Origin of the sequence: Leptolinea tardivitalis (assembly GCF_001050275.1) — a bacterium.
Lineage (GTDB): Bacteria > Chloroflexota > Anaerolineae > Anaerolineales > Anaerolineaceae > Leptolinea > Leptolinea tardivitalis.
The window spans coordinates 23,854-41,521 of the sequence record NZ_BBYA01000015.1 but is presented as its reverse complement, the minus strand read 5'-3'; the positions used below and the strand labels follow the sequence as shown (position 1 = coordinate 41,521).

General features: G+C 46.6%; 10 protein-coding genes and 1 CRISPR repeat array (1 of these 11 cut by a window edge). All 10 genes read left to right on the top strand.

What is annotated here, in order from left to right; all coding sequences use genetic code 11:
* Positions 1 to 6 precede the first annotated feature (6 nt).
* The 10 genes from LTAR_RS16390 (at position 7) to cas2 (ending at position 12,743) form a co-directional block, all read left to right on the top strand.
* The gene (locus LTAR_RS16390) at positions 7 to 693 is read left to right on the top strand and encodes an ABC transporter ATP-binding protein (protein WP_062423394.1); all 687 of its coding nucleotides are present in this window, start codon (positions 7 to 9) and stop codon (positions 691 to 693) included.
* Complete coding sequence (locus LTAR_RS16385; RefSeq protein ID WP_062423393.1) at positions 690 to 3,260, top strand: ABC transporter permease; 2,571 nt, start codon at positions 690 to 692, stop codon at positions 3,258 to 3,260. The genes LTAR_RS16390 and LTAR_RS16385 overlap by 4 nt, the downstream gene beginning before the upstream one ends.
* 383 nt (positions 3,261 to 3,643) lie before the next feature.
* Positions 3,644 to 4,624 carry a helix-turn-helix transcriptional regulator gene (locus tag LTAR_RS16380; RefSeq protein ID WP_062423392.1) on the top strand — a complete coding sequence of 327 codons (981 nt, stop codon included), beginning with the start codon at positions 3,644 to 3,646 and terminating at the stop codon, positions 4,622 to 4,624.
* Between the two features lie 4 nt (positions 4,625 to 4,628).
* The gene (cas3, locus tag LTAR_RS16375; protein ID WP_139044611.1) at positions 4,629 to 7,106 is read left to right on the top strand and encodes a CRISPR-associated helicase Cas3'; all 2,478 of its coding nucleotides are present in this window, start codon (positions 4,629 to 4,631) and stop codon (positions 7,104 to 7,106) included.
* Positions 7,107 to 7,115: 9 nt separating this feature from the next.
* On the top strand, positions 7,116 to 7,829 hold the full coding sequence (cas5c, locus tag LTAR_RS16370) for a type I-C CRISPR-associated protein Cas5c (RefSeq protein WP_062423390.1): 714 nt from the start codon (positions 7,116 to 7,118) through the stop codon (positions 7,827 to 7,829).
* Position 7,830: 1 nt separating this feature from the next.
* A complete protein-coding gene (cas8c, locus tag LTAR_RS16365; RefSeq protein ID WP_062423389.1) occupies positions 7,831 to 9,819 on the top strand; it encodes a type I-C CRISPR-associated protein Cas8c/Csd1 in 1,989 nt (662 codons plus the stop codon).
* Between the two features lie 17 nt (positions 9,820 to 9,836).
* Entirely contained in the window at positions 9,837 to 10,721 is an 885-nt protein-coding gene (gene cas7c / locus LTAR_RS16360; protein ID WP_062423388.1) for a type I-C CRISPR-associated protein Cas7/Csd2, read from the top strand.
* A gap of 20 nt (positions 10,722 to 10,741) precedes the next feature.
* On the top strand, positions 10,742 to 11,410 hold the full coding sequence (gene cas4 / locus LTAR_RS16355; RefSeq protein ID WP_062423387.1) for a CRISPR-associated protein Cas4: 669 nt from the start codon (positions 10,742 to 10,744) through the stop codon (positions 11,408 to 11,410).
* Positions 11,411 to 12,442, top strand: coding sequence for a type I-C CRISPR-associated endonuclease Cas1c (gene cas1c / locus LTAR_RS16350; RefSeq protein ID WP_062423386.1), 1,032 nt, complete (start codon positions 11,411 to 11,413; stop codon positions 12,440 to 12,442).
* Positions 12,443 to 12,452: 10 nt separating this feature from the next.
* Complete coding sequence (gene cas2 / locus LTAR_RS16345; protein ID WP_062423385.1) at positions 12,453 to 12,743, top strand: CRISPR-associated endonuclease Cas2; 291 nt, start codon at positions 12,453 to 12,455, stop codon at positions 12,741 to 12,743.
* 158 nt (positions 12,744 to 12,901) lie between these two features.
* Positions 12,902 to 17,668: direct repeats of the CRISPR family, unit length 32 nt; unit sequence GTCGCTCCCCATGCGGGGGCGTGGATTGAAAT; it runs 1,550 nt beyond the window's last position.

Here is a 17,668-nt window from a genome sequence, read left to right as displayed (position 1 = left end):
CACATAATGGAGTTTATAAAAATTGATAATTTGTGCAAGGTTTACGGAAAAGATGAAAACCAGGTTACCGCGCTTGACCATGTTTCGCTTACCTTCGACAAGGGGGAGTTTACAGCAATCATCGGTTCTTCCGGATCGGGAAAATCTACATTGCTTCACATCATCGGTGGCGTAGACACACCAACAAGTGGGAAGGTATATTTGGACGGGCAGGATGTATATGCCCAAAACAATGAAAAACTCGCCATTTTCCGCAGACGGCAGGTTGGGCTGATTTACCAGTTTCACAACCTCATTCCCACTCTGAATGTGGTGGAAAATATCACCTTGCCGATCCTGATGGACAAACGTAAAGTCAACGAGGAACGGCTGAATGACCTTCTTGAAATGCTTGGGCTGCAAGATCGCAAAACGCATCTGCCCAATCAGCTTTCTGGCGGTCAGCAACAACGTGTATCTATAGGACGTGCATTGATGAATGCTCCGGCGGTTATGCTTGCCGATGAACCCACTGGCAATTTGGACAGCCGGAATGGGAATGAAATCATCAAACTGTTGAAAGAAAGCAATAAGAAATTTGGTCAGACTCTGATCCTGGTCACCCATGACGAGAATATCGCCCTGCAAGCTCACCGTATTATCGGCATATCAGACGGCAAAGTAACACGGGATGAAAGGATGATGCGGCCATGAATGTTTTTCATAAAATCACCCTGCAAAGTATGAAAAAAAGCCATACCCGAACAATTGTCACGATAATCGGTGTTATTTTGTCCACAACCATGATTACGGCAGTCGCCACCTTTGGCACTTCCCTGTTGAATTTCTTATTAAACAGTTCTATTGTGAAATACGGCAACTGGCATGTTGAATTTTTAGAGGTTGATTCCTCTTTTGTGCAGAAACGATCTCATGACAATGGCGTTGTAAAAACCGCCACATTCGAAAACATCGGCTATGCAACGCTGGACGGTGGGAGAAGCCCCGAAAAGCCCTATCTTTTTATCGCCGGATTCAGCGATGATACTTTTAATACCCTGCCCATCAGCCTGATTTCTGGCAGATTGCCTGAAAATAGCGGGGAGATGCTTGTCCCGGCCCACATCGCGATAAAGGGCGGCGTCAGATTCAAGGTAGGTGACACGATTACCCTTGCTGTTGGAAATCGCTTAGCCGAAAACAAGAGTCTCAACCAACATGATCCTTTCCTTTCCGGCAAGGAAACGCTTATACCCATCACCAAGAGAACCTACACGGTTGTGGGCATCTGCGAAAGGCCTACCTTTGAGGAACATTCAGCACCAGGATATACATTAATTACAAAAGTAGAGCCGGCTGACCAGATAGACAGCTACACTCTGTTCATTACATTAAAAGATCCACGCTATGTGCAGGCTTATGCAAGCAGCGCAGCCGAAACACATGGCTATATCCTTAACGATAATGTGCTACGTTTCATGGGCCTATCAGACAATAAACTTATCAATACACTTCTGTACACGGTTGGCGGCATATTGGTTGCCATCATCATGATAGGCTCAATTTTTCTGATTTATAACTCGTTTAATATATCGCTGAATGAACGAACCCGTCAGTTTGGGATTCTCTCATCGGTAGGCGCCACGCCAAGCCAATTGCGAGATTCGGTTCTGTTTGAGGGGCTTTGTATTGGTGCGATTGGTATACCGATTGGCGTTCTGGCAGGTATTGGCAGCATATGGCTGGTCATACCTGTTGTCGCCAGAAATTTCGGAACTATTCTCTATAGTTCCGTACCGTTAACCCTATCGGTATCCATCTACACAATTATCGGGGCAGTGGCAATCAGTCTGGTTACGATATTGATATCAGCTTATATTCCGGCTCGAAAAGCAGCAAAGACTCCCATAATAGAAAGTATCCGCCAGACGAACGTGATTAAAACCGAATCAAACGCTGTAAAAACATCAAAACTCGCACAACACATCTACGGCCTGGAGGGGAATCTTGCACTGAAGAATTTTAAGAGAAATAAAACACGCTATCGCAGCATCGTACTTTCGCTTGTTTTGAGCCTGGTGTTATTTGTATCGGGAACCACATTTAGAACAACACTAGAACGGCTTTCAGAACAGTATGTGACGGATATAGAAGGTGACATCCTTTTTAATGCTCAAGAAATGAACATCAATGAAATGTTCACGCTTTACGATACATTAAAAACCGCCGATGGGATCTATGGAAGCACATATCAGGCGGTTTTTGCGTATTCGTGTGAAGTTAAAGCCAATGATCTTTCTGATCGGTACCGGAAATTTACGGGACATACAGTAACAGACCAGGAAGTAAATCTGCCGATGAATATCCAGTTCATTGAGGATAGCAAATATGTAGAATTTGTCAAAAAATTGGGTCTATCTGAAAAAGAGTATACAGGGCGTCATGCGAAACTGATTGTCATTGCCAGGCAACAGATCGAAAAAAAAGATGGCACGATAGAAGTGTTTGATATGTTTGCGAATCGTTCTATGGCTATGAATGTCATTCCAATAAAAAATAATCAACCAATGGAAAAATTGGCGAAAAAGCTCGATTTAACATTTGTTGATACATACCCTGTGGATCCTCCCCCAGATCAATCTTCAACACCTAAAGGGTATATTTTTATGGTGATTGCTCCATATTCGCTCATCGGGGAATTTCAAATACAGGATTTAAAAGCAAACGTGGGTTTGATTTTTCTGTCCAAGAATCCATCACAATCGGTAACTGAAATGGAAATGATACTACAGGGGGCGGGGATTACGTCCGAGTATTCACTGTACAATGTTCACGCAATATTTGAACAATGGCGCAGCTTAACTTTTGTTATCGATGTGTTTACTTATTTTTTCGTTTTCATGATTTCATTAATTGCGATTGCCAATGTATTCAACACGATTTCCACGAATGTCAGGTTGCGGAGACGTGAGCTTGCCATGCTCCGCTCAGTGGGGATGTCTGATCGCGATTTCAATAAGATGATGAATTTTGAGTGTGTCTTTTATGGTATGAGAACGCTCTTGTATGGGCTTCCAATAGCAGGAATCATTTCGTGGCTGATTTATAAAGTGTTGGTCACTGTGGAACGGGTAGACAATTTCAATTATGTTTTCCCCTGGAGTAGTATGACCATCAGCGTGTTTAGCGTTCTTACAATCGTGTTCATTACTATGTGGTATGCCATTAATGAGATTGAGAGAGAAAATATTATTGATGCTCTTCGGGATGATACGATTTGATTCAAAACCATTATTCATGCAGCTTATAACACTAAATAATTGGCAATCGTGTTAAAAGGCAATTTCTCTCTGCGAAAAGTTTTTTTGAGTTGATAAAAAAACAATTTTTAAAACTCCGCCGGACAATACTTTTGTTCGGCGGAGTTTCATTTTTCAGGTGATGAATTTTTCAATTCATAATTAATTGTTGAAACTGTAACAGAACCAACAGATGATTTTCCCAGATATTCAGGAAAAATTAGTGGTAAGAACTGACTATTCAATATAAAAATGAAATATTGATTGATTTGGAGTAAACTTTTCTCTAGAAAAATCTTATGGGGAAATCTCGGTGTTGCACAAAATGCAACAGACAACTGTCATAATTGAATAAGGATGAGACCATGACCGACATAGAGAAAAAAACTCATCGACTTTCGCAGATCGAAACGTTGCTACTTGACAGTCCTGATGGACTGACTCAATCTGAACTGGCCAGACGTCTGGGTGTTCATCGATCCACCATCCATAGAAATCTCGTAGACATTCCTATTCCAATATATCAAGAAAACAATCGACTTTATATTGATAAAGAAGCATACCTTGTCAATCTGCGGTTAAATTTACATGAAGTTTTGTTTATCCATCTGGCCGGCCGTTTGATGACTACCCATATGGATAGAAAAAATCCCCATGCAGCATCGACTATCCGAAAATTGGGGATCACTCTTGAAAGTCTGGCACCGCAAATCAGCCGGTTTATCCGTGAGTCAGCCAATACGTTTGATAATGAGTCCAAACGGCCGGATCAATTGTATACGCATGTGTTGGAGATTATGACATCAGCCTGGGCAAGAAATCGCAAATTACTGCTCAGGTATCGCAGTCATGAAAATGGACCAATTAAGGAATATATATTTGCTCCATATTTTATTGAAGTTGGAGCTTTTGGTCAGTCACTTTATGCCATTGGAAAGATCTATCCTTCGCTTGAATTCAGGACGTTCAAGATTGAACGGGTGACTTCAATTGAACTTCTGGATGAGCCGTATCAGATTCCCGAAGATTTTGATCCCGAAGTTCTTCTAAATAATGCCTGGGGTGTCTGGTTCACAGATTCGCAACCGGTGGAAGTGGTCCTAAAGTTTTCTCAAAATGTAGCACAAAGAGTAAAAGAGACACGCTGGCATCCATCTCAAACAATGATAGAAAATAATGATGGAAGCATCATCTGGAAAGGGATGATTGCCGAACCGAGGGAAATGCTGCCCTGGATCAGGGGGTGGGGGGCGGGTGTTGAAGTTCTAACACCAGAAAACTTGAGGATAGAACTCAGGGACGAAACACTAAAAATGGCTAAAACATATGGAATTGTGGGGGAGTAAATGTATGAAAAAGAATAAAACATTGATCGCACATATGCGGGAAAGTGATAAACAACCGCAAAGTGTTTGGGAACATCTTTGCGGTGTATCAGAGATCACCGGCCGATTCGCGGATGTCGTTGGATTAAGGGAAGCAGGCGAATTGTTGGGATTGGTTCACGATCTTGGAAAAGCCAGTGAAAATTTCCAACAGTATATCCAATCAGGAGTCGGAATGATTGATCCGGATAGTGATGACTATGTGGACACGGAAAAATTTAAAGGAAGGATTGATCATTCCAGTGCAGGCGCACAATTGATGTTTTCTTACTTGAAAAATGAGAAGGATGGATTACTGACAGGGCAGTTCTTGGCTCTTTGTGTGGCGTCACACCATAGTGGAATGATTGATTGCCTCTCTCCTTCTGGTGAAAATGTTTTCGACCGGCGGATGGAGAAATCGGAGGATTTTACCCATACACAAGAGGCTTTTTCCAGACTGGAGGAATCCCAGCGCAATCTGATTATGCAAAAATTGTCAGATGAAAGAATCCGGAATTCCATCATCACAACACTTAGTACATTAAAAGAGAATTCAGACACAAAAGATACTCTGACGTTCAAGTTTGGATTGTTGATTCGGTTTATGTATAGCTGCCTGATAGATGCAGATCGCATTGATACGGCGGATTTTGAGCATCCTGAAAATAAACAGGTTAGACAATATGGCAACTATGTGCATTGGGACGAATTGTTGAACCGATTAAATATAAAGATCAAAGAATTCGAAAATAAAGAAAACAAGAACTATGTAGATGAACTCCGAAATAGAGTTTCTCAGACTTGCTTCGAATTTGCGCCCAAACCACGCGGCATTTACCAGTTATCTGTGCCTACTGGCGGTGGAAAGACCTTTTCAAGTTTAAGGTTTGCTTTGAACCATGCAAAAGCAAACAATATGGATAGAGTTTTTTATATTATTCCCTATACATCCATCATTGATCAAAATGCCAGTGAAGTACGCAAAGCAATGAATGATTGTGATGAAAAAGGAAATCCACTAGACAGAATTGTTCTGGAACATCATTCCAACCTCACACCCGATGAGGAATCACATAAACAGAAAATACTTTCTCAAAACTGGGATGCTCCGATTGTTTTTACTACGCAGGTTCAATTTCTCGAATCCCTATTCGGATCGGCAACTGGAAGTGCCAGACGAATGCACCAATTGGCCAATTCAGTCATCATCTTCGATGAAATTCAAACCATTCCGTTGCGTTGTGTTCATCTTTTTAATGTGGCAGTTCGTTTTCTTGTCAATAATTGCCGGTGCTCGGTAGTACTTTCTACCGCTACACAGCCGTTACTAAATGAAATAAAGTCTGTAGAACGGTCATTACCCATTATGCCGGAGAATAAAATCATTTCGTACGAGAAAGAGCTCTTTTCAGCCTTACAACGTACAAGAATTTTAGATGAACGAAAACCCGGCGGTTGGGATGTCAATGAAGTTACCCGATTAGCCCTGGATGAATTGGATTCATCCAGAAGTGTTTTGATTGTTGTAAACACAAAGCGATCTGCTTTACAACTATTTCAGAAGTTAAGTGAACAAAAACCGGATCTGGTCTTTCACTTGAGTACAAATATGTGCCCGGCTCATCGATTGGATGTACTTTCAGAAATCCGCCAAAGGTTAGAGGATAAGATACCAGTGATTTGTGTAAGTACACAATTAATTGAAGCCGGAGTGGATATTGATTTTGGTTCGGTGATTCGGTATCTGGCCGGATTAGATTCGATCGCACAGGCTGCCGGTCGATGTAATCGCAATGGCATCAGGACAACAGGGAATGTATGGATTGTCAATCCGGCGGATGAAAATTTGGATAGATTGGTGGATATTCGAGTGGGTGCTGAAAAAACAAACAGAATGCTGGATGATTTCAAAGCAAATCCGCAGAGATTTTCGAATAGCCGATTAAGCCCCGAATTGATGGAAGAGTACTACCGGCATTACTTTTACGAACGGGAAGATGTGATGACATTTCCTGTATCTGAACAATCTGTAATTGGCCGGCATGACGATATTTTTAATTTGTTATCTACCAATTCAATTTCTACTAACAATTGGAAGAAAAAAGGACTGGTTGGGAAAATACTACCGTTTAAGCAATCATTTCAATCGGCTTCAAGGGCATTTCGTGTAATCGATACCGTATCGAAAGGAGTGGTTGTTCCATATAAAACAAGAGGAAAAGAGATCATTGCTGGATTGTGTGGCGAATGGTACGGTAACAGTCAATTCTACTGGCTGCGGCAGGCACAACGTTATTCGATTAATACATTTGAAAATGCTTTTATGCAACTTGCCAGGTCAGGTGGAGTAAGGGAGGTGAAACCAGAAAGCGGAATATTTTACCTGGATGAGCAGTATTACAACGAAAAATATGGTCTATGTGAAGAACCAGGTAATGAATTGTCTTTGTTGTGTTTCTAAGGAGGTGTAATGGATAATATTGTCGAATTCAAGGTAACAGGGAAATACGCACTTTTTACAGATCCAATCACCAGAGTGGGTGGAGAAAAATGCACCTATCAAATTCCAACATATGAGGCATTGAAAGGGATTATGTGTTCCATATATTGGAAACCAACTTTCATCTGGGTGATAGACAGGGTGCGTATATTGAGACCGATCCGCACGCAAGCCAGAAATATCCGTCCGATTAAATACAGTGGAGGAAATGACCTTTCAATCTATACCTACCTGATCGATGTAGAGTATCAGGTTCAGGCACATTTCATCTGGAACATGCATCGGCCAGATCTGGAAAAGGATCGGAATGAAAACAAGCATTTCTTTTCTGCCCGCCGAATGATCGAGAGGGGAGGACGGCGGGATGTCTTTTTAGGTACTCGAGAGTGCCAGGCATACGTGGAACCCGTCAAGTTTGGTGAGGCACAAGGATATTATGATAATTATGGAACTCTGGCTTTTGACCTTATGTTTCATGGATTTGATTATCCGGATGAGACAGGGAAAGGCGAATTACAGGCCAGATTCTGGCGTCCGACGATGCAGGATGGTGTAATTCAATTCATCAAACCGGAAGATTGTTCCATTCGCAGAGTTATCCGTCCGATGATAGCCAGACCGCCTTCCTCTGTAGGGCTGGATGAGCCCGGTTTGCTTGAAGGGTATTCAGAAAGGGTGGCCTAAGATGAGCTGGATGCAAGATTTATTTGAAACCTACGAAAAATGCCAGACTATTGTGGGACAGATTGATGAAGATGAAAATAACGTGCCATTGCTGCCCATTTGCCATACCACGCAAAAAGCTCAGGTGGAAGTTGTACTTGATGAAGAAGGAAAGTTCAGACGGGCCAGCGTAGTTCCAAAAGAATCATCACGAACAATCATCCCATGTACAGAGAGTTCAAGCGGGCGTACAAGCGGTGAAGCTCCTCATCCATTATGTGATAAGCTGCAATATATTGCCTACAATTATTCTGAAGTAGGTGGAACAAAGAGATCCTATACAAACTCTTATATAAAATTATTAGAAGAATGGTGTTCTTCGCCGTATTCCGATCCTAAAATCCATGCAATATTAAAGTATGTTAAAGGTGGAACACTGATTGCTGATCTCGTAGCAGCAAATGTTCTAATCGCCGGCAAAGATAACAAACTTCTGGATAAGTGGGAAAAAACAAAAGATATTCCGACTCCCAGAATATTTGAGGTTGCTTCTTCTCAGACTGATATTTTTATTCGGTGGGCGGTCGAAATACCCGGTTCGATACAGAGTGCCGTTTGGACGGATCGGGACCTCTGGGATAAGTGGATTAAATTCTATCTCAGCACAAGAACGGAATCAGACGTGAGTTATGTTTCCGGTAATCGCTGCTATCCGGCGGAACAACATCCGGCAAAAATCCGCCATGATGGTGATAAAGCCAAACTCATATCGGGGAATGATTTTTCTGGGTTCACGTTCCGGGGGAGGTTTATTACACCCGAACAGGCGGCAACTGTAGGATATGAAGAAACGCATAAAGCTCATTCTGCCCTGCGATGGTTGATCAGCCGGCAGGGATACCAGAAAGATGGCCTGGCAATTGTCGTTTGGGCGACATCAGGGATGGATGTTCCTCAGATCATGGATGATGCGGTTGATCTGCTCGGTTTAGATACCCTGCCAGAAGGAAAAGTAGCCAATGTTCCAACCGCCGAAGAAATTGCCCATCAGGTGAATAAATTGATCGCCGGTTATTCACAGAAATTGGATGTGAATACATCTGTCATTGTGATGGGTTTGGATGCAGCTACGCCCGGTCGGATGTCTGTGACTTATTACCAAAAATTGAATGGATCCGAATTCCTGAACCGCTTATTAGACTGGCAGGAATCCTGTGCATGGATGCACTCCTACCATTTTGTTACTGCACAAGATGAAAGTAATGGAAAGGTAATACGCAGGCCTGTTCAATTCATCGGCGCTCCTGCACCCATCGATATTGCTGTAGCTGCATATGGCTCCCGGCTTGATGAAAAATTGCGGAAAGCCACTTTGAAACGAATTCTTCCCTGCATTATCGAGGGACAACCTGTTCCCAGAGATCTGGTTGAATCAGCTTGCCGGCGTGCAGTAAACCGGAATTCGATGAAAGCCTGTGAATCTTTGCCACACAATACGAAATTTGAAGAGGCCTTGCTAGGTGCGGAAAACCAGAATTCGAAGGAAGCCAGGGAATGGAACAAAACCCTGAGTATTGCATGTGCATTATTCAGAAAACAAAACTATGAAAGGGAGAAATATAGTATGAGTCTAGATCCAGATCGAAAAACACGCGATTATTTATATGGACGATTGTTAGCCCTGGCGGAGAGCCTGGAACAATGGGCTTTGAATAAAGCGGGTGAAAACCGTGAAACCAGTGCCGCCCGATTGATGCAGCGTTTTGCTGATCATCCATATTCCACCTGGAGGAACATCGAGCTTTCATTGGTGCCATATAAAGCCCGGCTGGGAGGGCAATCCATTAAACGCCAGAGAATGATTGATGAGGTCATTGCATCGTTTAACGACGATGATTTTCTAAGCGACAAGAAACTTTCAGGAGAATTTCTGCTGGGCTATCACTGCCAGAGGGAAGAATTGCGAAAAGCCAGTGATTCAAATCATGATACTGAAGTAGACGAAAACTAAAACAGGGAGAAAATAACATGACCACACTACAGAATAAAATTGACTTTGCCGTTGTCGTATTTGTGAAAAATGCCAACCCGAATGGTGACCCTCTTAATGGAAATCGCCCTAGAGTGGATTACAACGGGCGGGGTGAACTTTCTGATGTCTGCTTGAAACGAAAGATTCGAAACCGTCTGCAGGATTCAGGATTATCAATTTTTGTCCAATCAGATGATAATCGGGTTGACAATTATCCGAGCCTGAGAAGCCGAGTAGAAGGTGAATTATCAAAAGAAATAAGAAATGATAAATCGAAGTTTGCCGAAGCAGCCTGCAAAAAGTGGATTGATGTGAGGGCATTTGGCCAGGTCTTTGCCTATGGCGGTGAAGGTAAGGGTGATGGAGTCTCCATCGGTATACGCGGCCCGGTTTCCATTCAACCGGCATTTTCGATAGCACCGGTTCTGGATCGAATTTCAAGTATTCAGATTACCAAGAGCGTCAGCGGTGAAGGCGACGGAACCAAAAAAGCCTCAGATACCATGGGGATGAAACATCGTGTGGATCATGGCGTGTATGTTTTTTATGGAACCATGAATCCGCAACTGGCATCTAAAACCGGTTTTTCAAATGAGGATTCCGAAGCGGTAAAGAAAGCCATATTGTCCCTGTTCCGGAATGACGCTTCTTCTGCCCGGCCAGAGGGAAGCATGGAAGTTTATCGGGTCTATTGGTGGAAACATAACTCGAATAATGGACAGTATTCTTCCGCGAAGGTCCATCGTACAGTAGAAAGCCGGGTGAGAGTGAAGGACGGTGTTTCTGAACCGCAGAGTATTCATGATTATGTAATTCCAGATAAGGCGGAGATTGATAAAGACCTGCCAGGGCTGGAATGTGAAGTTCTTGAAGGTGAATAAAAGCAGTTGAGTATCACAGGATGAAGACAGAGTACTCTGCTGATGATTTGCTGCCGCTTTCTGGTTTGCAGCACTTCCAATTTTGCCGGCGTCAATGGGCGCTCATCCATGTGGAGCGTCAGTGGCAGGAAAATGTGTTGACATCAGAAGGTCGAATTATGCATCACCGGGCAGACCAACCGTTCGAAACAGAAGTCCGCGATGGTGTGATCATCACACGATCCGTGCCGGTGGCTTCATACCGTCTGGGCTTGAACGGCGTTTGCGATGTTGTTGAGTTTACCCCGTCGCAAGACGGGGTAAACCTGCCTGGGCGGCAGGGGTTTTTCATGCCGATTCCTGTGGAATACAAACATGGCACGGTGAAATCTAATCCGTGCGATGAAGTTCAACTTTGTGCTCAGGCGATATGTCTGGAAGAGATGCTTTCGATCGAGATAGATTACGGTTTTTTCTATTATGGTGAAATCAGACATCGGATAAAGGTTGAATTCAAGAATGACCTTCGATGCCTGGTGGAGAAGATAGCCAATGAAATGCATGAGTATTTTGCTCGAGGGTACACTCCCCGAGTAAAACCAACAAAGGCATGCCAGTCATGTTCGTTATCTGATATATGTCTTCCAGATTTGTTAAGCAATGTCGAGCCGGTTTCTCAATATATACAAAGGAATATTGAGAATGAGTGAATGAAAAAACTGCTTAATGTTTTATACATCACCACTCCAGATTCCTACCTGGGATTAGATGGAGAAAATATCGTTCTTCGACAGGATGAAAGAACTATTGCCAGGGTTCCTTTGCACAACCTTGAGCAGATCATTTGCTTTAACTATCAGGGTGTTAGCCCAGGATTGATGGGCGCCTGTGCCGAAAAGAATATTAGATTATGCTTTCTTACTCCTAATGGTAAATTTCTCGCCAGAGTGGAGGGCAAAGTACGCGGAAATGTTCTATTGCGGAAAAAGCAATATCGGGTTTCTGAGAATGAATCAGAAAGTGCCCGCATTGCTTCGGGATTTTTACTTGGAAAAATTTCAAATTGTCGCAAGGTTATCAATAGAACAATTCGAGACCATGCAATTCTGGTCGATGGAGATCTGTTATCTAATGCATCTTTTTCGTTAAAGGAAATGCTGATGCAGGTAAAGAATAGCACGGAAGTTTCAGAGCTCATGGGATACGAGGGAAGTGCTGCCCGTGTCTACTTTAGTATTTTCAACCATATGATTTTACATCAAAAAGACGACTTCCATTTTTCCGGACGCAATAGACGCCCACCATTGGATAGGATGAATGCGTTACTATCTTTTTTGTACACAATGTTGGCCAACGATGCCGCTTCAGCCTTAGAATCCGTTGGTTTGGATCCGTATGTAGGCTTTCTTCATCAGGATCGCCCCGGCAGACCTTCACTTGCTCTTGATCTTATGGAGGAGTTGCGGCCTGTTATGGCAGATCGGCTTGCTCTATCGATGGTGAATCTAAAGCAGATTGATGGTTCTGGATTTATAGAGAAAGAAAGCGGAGGATTTCTTATGGATGATGATACCCGTAAAAAAGTGCTTACTGTCTGGCAGGAGAGAAAAAAGGACCAGATCACCCATCCCTACCTGCAAGAGAGAGTGTCACTTGGTCTTGTCCCTTATATTCAGGCACTGCTTCTGGCTCGGTATTTACGGGGAGATATTGACGCTTATCCACCTTTTTTCTGGAATTAGGAAAATCACCATGATGGTTTTGATTACATACGATGTTAATACAGAGACAGCCGCCGGGAAAAAAAGGCTGGCGAAAATGGCCAAAAAGTGCACGAACTACGGTCAGCGTGTCCAAAACTCTGTTTTTGAATGCCTTATTGAACCGGCCATGTTCAAACAATTGCAGGATCAATTGGAGAAGATAATGGATAAGGAAAAGGACAGCCTCCGGTTTTATTATTTAGGTGATGAATGGAAAACGAGGGTGTATCATGTGGGATCAAAAAAAACCATGGATTTGGAAGGAACGTTAATTATATAATTGCGAAGTGTATGTTCACACGGATTGCTGTTGAGGTTCGCAGGAAAAAAGCAGTCATTTTTGATAGAATTTCGTTTAAAGAAGGGAGATTTATTAGATAAAAGCAATTGATCCCCAGTATATGGGGGATAGTGATAATAATATCGCCAGAAATTGCGGTCGCTCCCCATGCGGGGGCGTGGATTGAAATCTCCAGGTCATAATCCGGGTCATCATCCGCCGGAGTCGCTCCCCATGCGGGGGCGTGGATTGAAATGACAAGATCATGGACCGATTCCACCGGACGGATAAGTCGCTCCCCATGCGGGGGCGTGGATTGAAATATTATCCAAAACCTGCCTATGCTGATAACGGCAGCGTCGCTCCCCATGCGGGGGCGTGGATTGAAATACTATCACCGACGATGAACGCTCCGCCAGCATCACGTCGCTCCCCATGCGGGGGCGTGGATTGAAATTCCAGTAGCGCCGTTATGATGGTTGGGATTGCCGTCGCTCCCCATGCGGGGGCGTGGATTGAAATAGATTGGAATAAACAATGATCCGCAAATCACACGGTCGCTCCCCATGCGGGGGCGTGGATTGAAATTTCGATGGCTGGCAGAGCGCGGGTATGGCGTTTGGTCGCTCCCCATGCGGGGGCGTGGATTGAAATCAATATGTCGAAGATTACCACCCGCAACATGAAGTCGCTCCCCATGCGGGGGCGTGGATTGAAATGGACAGGGGCGGGTCGGCAACCAATAATCGACATGTCGCTCCCCATGCGGGGGCGTGGATTGAAATACTTTCCAATGCTTCGGCTTTTTCAATGGCGGCCGGTCGCTCCCCATGCGGGGGCGTGGATTGAAATCCCAGTCTGCATCACAATGGTATATACTCCTGGAGTCGCTCCCCATGCGGGGGCGTGGATTGAAATAAAGGCCGCGAGATTGTTGCCCTGTCTGACGCTCGTCGCTCCCCATGCGGGGGCGTGGATTGAAATCTCAAATTGATTTGTATATCAAGGACGGTACCGGGTCGCTCCCCATGCGGGGGCGTGGATTGAAATCTGGTCGTATCCAATGTAACAGTTGCATCCACAAGTCGCTCCCCATGCGGGGGCGTGGATTGAAATTTATGCCAGCCAGAAAACCATCCAGTTTGATCAATCGTCGCTCCCCATGCGGGGGCGTGGATTGAAATCTGGAGATGCTACGCCACAAACACGGTTGTTCGGGGTCGCTCCCCATGCGGGGGCGTGGATTGAAATGCGCGCCACGCGGCTTTGGTTGGATTACCAATCCCGTCGCTCCCCATGCGGGGGCGTGGATTGAAATATCCCCATAGCAGGCGCCGCGCCATCTACATCATGGTCGCTCCCCATGCGGGGGCGTGGATTGAAATGCGGCATTGTCGATTGAGGCGTTCGCACGCGGGAACGTCGCTCCCCATGCGGGGGCGTGGATTGAAATATTGATATCCTAGGTAGCCGTGGTAAATGTCACGTCGCTCCCCATGCGGGGGCGTGGATTGAAATCATCAAAGCCGGCGTCGGCGGGAAATCATGTATTAGTCGCTCCCCATGCGGGGGCGTGGATTGAAATACGACCGGATGCCCATATGGATGATCCGCTTTTGTCGCTCCCCATGCGGGGGCGTGGATTGAAATGCTGATGGGGAACAGAAGGGCGAAATTTACGGATGTCGCTCCCCATGCGGGGGCGTGGATTGAAATGCCCGCACCATTTTGACAGGTACTGCATAATGGCGTCGCTCCCCATGCGGGGGCGTGGATTGAAATTCCCGTGGAAAACTGGCGTCTGTAAATCAATGCTGTCGCTCCCCATGCGGGGGCGTGGATTGAAATACCAGCGCCTATGAAGCTCCCTGCAAGCTGTCACGTCGCTCCCCATGCGGGGGCGTGGATTGAAATCCGCCAGAAGCACGGATAGCGCACCTGCATGACGTCGCTCCCCATGCGGGGGCGTGGATTGAAATCTAATATGGCAGTTGTGTATATAGTACAACTTTGCGTCGCTCCCCATGCGGGGGCGTGGATTGAAATCCGTCAGGCAACGGCCACTGTGCGACCCCGCGCGTCGCTCCCCATGCGGGGGCGTGGATTGAAATGTGACCTCGACGTTGTTATGCCCCAGCCAGCGCGGTCGCTCCCCATGCGGGGGCGTGGATTGAAATCAGAAATTGCCGAGGCTCAAACCCTGATACTGCCGTCGCTCCCCATGCGGGGGCGTGGATTGAAATCTGCGCCTGACAAACGGGTACGAGGCGACCATTTAGTCGCTCCCCATGCGGGGGCGTGGATTGAAATATGTTCTACCTGGGCACTTTTGAACGCCCGTAAAGTCGCTCCCCATGCGGGGGCGTGGATTGAAATATACGAACCATTTTGACCAAAACAGCACCAAAAGTCGCTCCCCATGCGGGGGCGTGGATTGAAATTGGCCATCCAGCAGCCCGGCGAATATTACAGCCGTCGCTCCCCATGCGGGGGCGTGGATTGAAATCTTGCGTTCGGCGCCGGATCCGCTGCCCGAATATGTCGCTCCCCATGCGGGGGCGTGGATTGAAATCCGTATGCCGAAAACACCACCACATCATAGATGGGTCGCTCCCCATGCGGGGGCGTGGATTGAAATATCCAGCCTGCCACGTCCAACCATGTAGACGATTGTCGCTCCCCATGCGGGGGCGTGGATTGAAATGCTCATCTCATCCTCCTACCCCACCACCGCCGGAGTCGCTCCCCATGCGGGGGCGTGGATTGAAATTCCCCGAATATTTTGTACCACCACCCGCATTCCTGTCGCTCCCCATGCGGGGGCGTGGATTGAAATAAAAAAGGTTACGCCATATCATCGCCCGCAAGCAGTCGCTCCCCATGCGGGGGCGTGGATTGAAATAGACCGTGACCGCAAAGCCCTTGACGCGCTGGACGTCGCTCCCCATGCGGGGGCGTGGATTGAAATGGGTTTTGTCTCGCTCATTTGATGCCCCCGCAGAGTCGCTCCCCATGCGGGGGCGTGGATTGAAATAATTGGTGAAGATGCCTGGATTTCCGGCATTCGTCACGTCGCTCCCCATGCGGGGGCGTGGATTGAAATAACGACATTTATAATTTGCATGTCGCCTCTCCTCCGTCGCTCCCCATGCGGGGGCGTGGATTGAAATCAGTGAACGAGGGAAATCCACCGTGCCTACCAAGTCGCTCCCCATGCGGGGGCGTGGATTGAAATGACCATGAATGTTTGCTACAATGTCGGGGGTAGCGTCGCTCCCCATGCGGGGGCGTGGATTGAAATGATAATATGATCAAGGAACAGATGCGACTGGCTGGTCGCTCCCCATGCGGGGGCGTGGATTGAAATTCATTAACAATACATACCTTGAATGAGATATCATCGTCGCTCCCCATGCGGGGGCGTGGATTGAAATCCGCCAGAAGCACGGATAGCGCACCTGCATGACGTCGCTCCCCATGCGGGGGCGTGGATTGAAATCATTTCTCCGTCCGGCTGACCCATCCCGCCCGGTGTCGCTCCCCATGCGGGGGCGTGGATTGAAATCAGTCCAGCGCGGCCGAAAGATATAGCCCGGTAGGTCGCTCCCCATGCGGGGGCGTGGATTGAAATTTCACCAAGACAGACTGGGGACAGGTTGGTCTGGAGTCGCTCCCCATGCGGGGGCGTGGATTGAAATCTTGCGTTCGGCGCCGGATCCGCTGCCCGAATATCGTCGCTCCCCATGCGGGGGCGTGGATTGAAATGGGATGCCTGCCCCAGTATGGGGCAAGGTCAACGGTCGCTCCCCATGCGGGGGCGTGGATTGAAATCTGCATGATCCGGAACAGCAGTGCCGGTGTATCCGTCGCTCCCCATGCGGGGGCGTGGATTGAAATACATAATCCCCGATCGGCCTGACAATATCTCCGGCCGTCGCTCCCCATGCGGGGGCGTGGATTGAAATAAAATCAAACGCGGTGGATTAATCACCTACAAATGGTCGCTCCCCATGCGGGGGCGTGGATTGAAATGAGGTAATACCGGTACTGTCTGCCCATGGATGGTCGCTCCCCATGCGGGGGCGTGGATTGAAATACTATAATATCGGGGGTAGCGGTAGGGGTAGCGGGTCGCTCCCCATGCGGGGGCGTGGATTGAAAATGGCGCACAATTACGCATCCGGCAGGGAGTTTTTCGTCGCTCCCCATGCGGGGGCGTGGATTGAAATTCCTGCAGCGGCCATGGATCGAGAATGATATAGGTCGCTCCCCATGCGGGGGCGTGGATTGAAATCACAGGTTGATCAACGCTCCGTCAAATCCATCCTGTCGCTCCCCATGCGGGGGCGTGGATTGAAATGGAGAAAACGATCAAGGATTTTGGCTGTTTGCTGTGTCGCTCCCCATGCGGGGGCGTGGATTGAAATCAGTTTTCCAAACGCCAGGTCAATAGTCTCCGGCGTCGCTCCCCATGCGGGGGCGTGGATTGAAATATCCTGGCTTCGGCGCACTGTTTTTCCCTATTTAGTCGCTCCCCATGCGGGGGCGTGGATTGAAATTCGCCTGGCTCCAAAATAGCCCATGAGTCAATCTTGTCGCTCCCCATGCGGGGGCGTGGATTGAAATTAATACACCCTCTTTAGTGGCTAATGCTATGGTCGTCGCTCCCCATGCGGGGGCGTGGATTGAAATATATCACAAAATATGTAGGAAGTAGAGGAAAAAAGTCGCTCCCCATGCGGGGGCGTGGATTGAAATACTTTTTTTGATTTTTTCGGTATTCGTTGCGTCCTTGTCGCTCCCCATGCGGGGGCGTGGATTGAAATTCTGGAATCATAGGCTTCAACTATGATCCAGTTCGTCGCTCCCCATGCGGGGGCGTGGATTGAAATTCTGATGGCTGCGGTAAATGAACCATCCCAAGG

Excerpts from the sequence above, each read along its gene's own strand:
- LTAR_RS16390 (WP_062423394.1), top strand. The coding sequence starts at position 7 with ATGGAGTTTATAAAAATTGATAATTTGTGCAAGGTTTACGGAAAAGAT.
- LTAR_RS16385 (WP_062423393.1), top strand. The coding sequence starts at position 690 with ATGAATGTTTTTCATAAAATCACCCTGCAAAGTATGAAAAAAAGCCAT.
- LTAR_RS16380 (WP_062423392.1), top strand. The coding sequence starts at position 3,644 with ATGACCGACATAGAGAAAAAAACTCATCGACTTTCGCAGATCGAAACG.
- cas3 (WP_139044611.1), top strand. The coding sequence starts at position 4,629 with ATGAAAAAGAATAAAACATTGATCGCACATATGCGGGAAAGTGATAAA.
- cas5c (WP_062423390.1), top strand. The coding sequence starts at position 7,116 with ATGGATAATATTGTCGAATTCAAGGTAACAGGGAAATACGCACTTTTT.
- cas8c (WP_062423389.1), top strand. The coding sequence starts at position 7,831 with ATGAGCTGGATGCAAGATTTATTTGAAACCTACGAAAAATGCCAGACT.
- cas7c (WP_062423388.1), top strand. The coding sequence starts at position 9,837 with ATGACCACACTACAGAATAAAATTGACTTTGCCGTTGTCGTATTTGTG.
- cas4 (WP_062423387.1), top strand. The coding sequence starts at position 10,742 with ATGAAGACAGAGTACTCTGCTGATGATTTGCTGCCGCTTTCTGGTTTG.
- cas1c (WP_062423386.1), top strand. The coding sequence starts at position 11,411 with ATGAAAAAACTGCTTAATGTTTTATACATCACCACTCCAGATTCCTAC.
- cas2 (WP_062423385.1), top strand. The coding sequence starts at position 12,453 with ATGATGGTTTTGATTACATACGATGTTAATACAGAGACAGCCGCCGGG.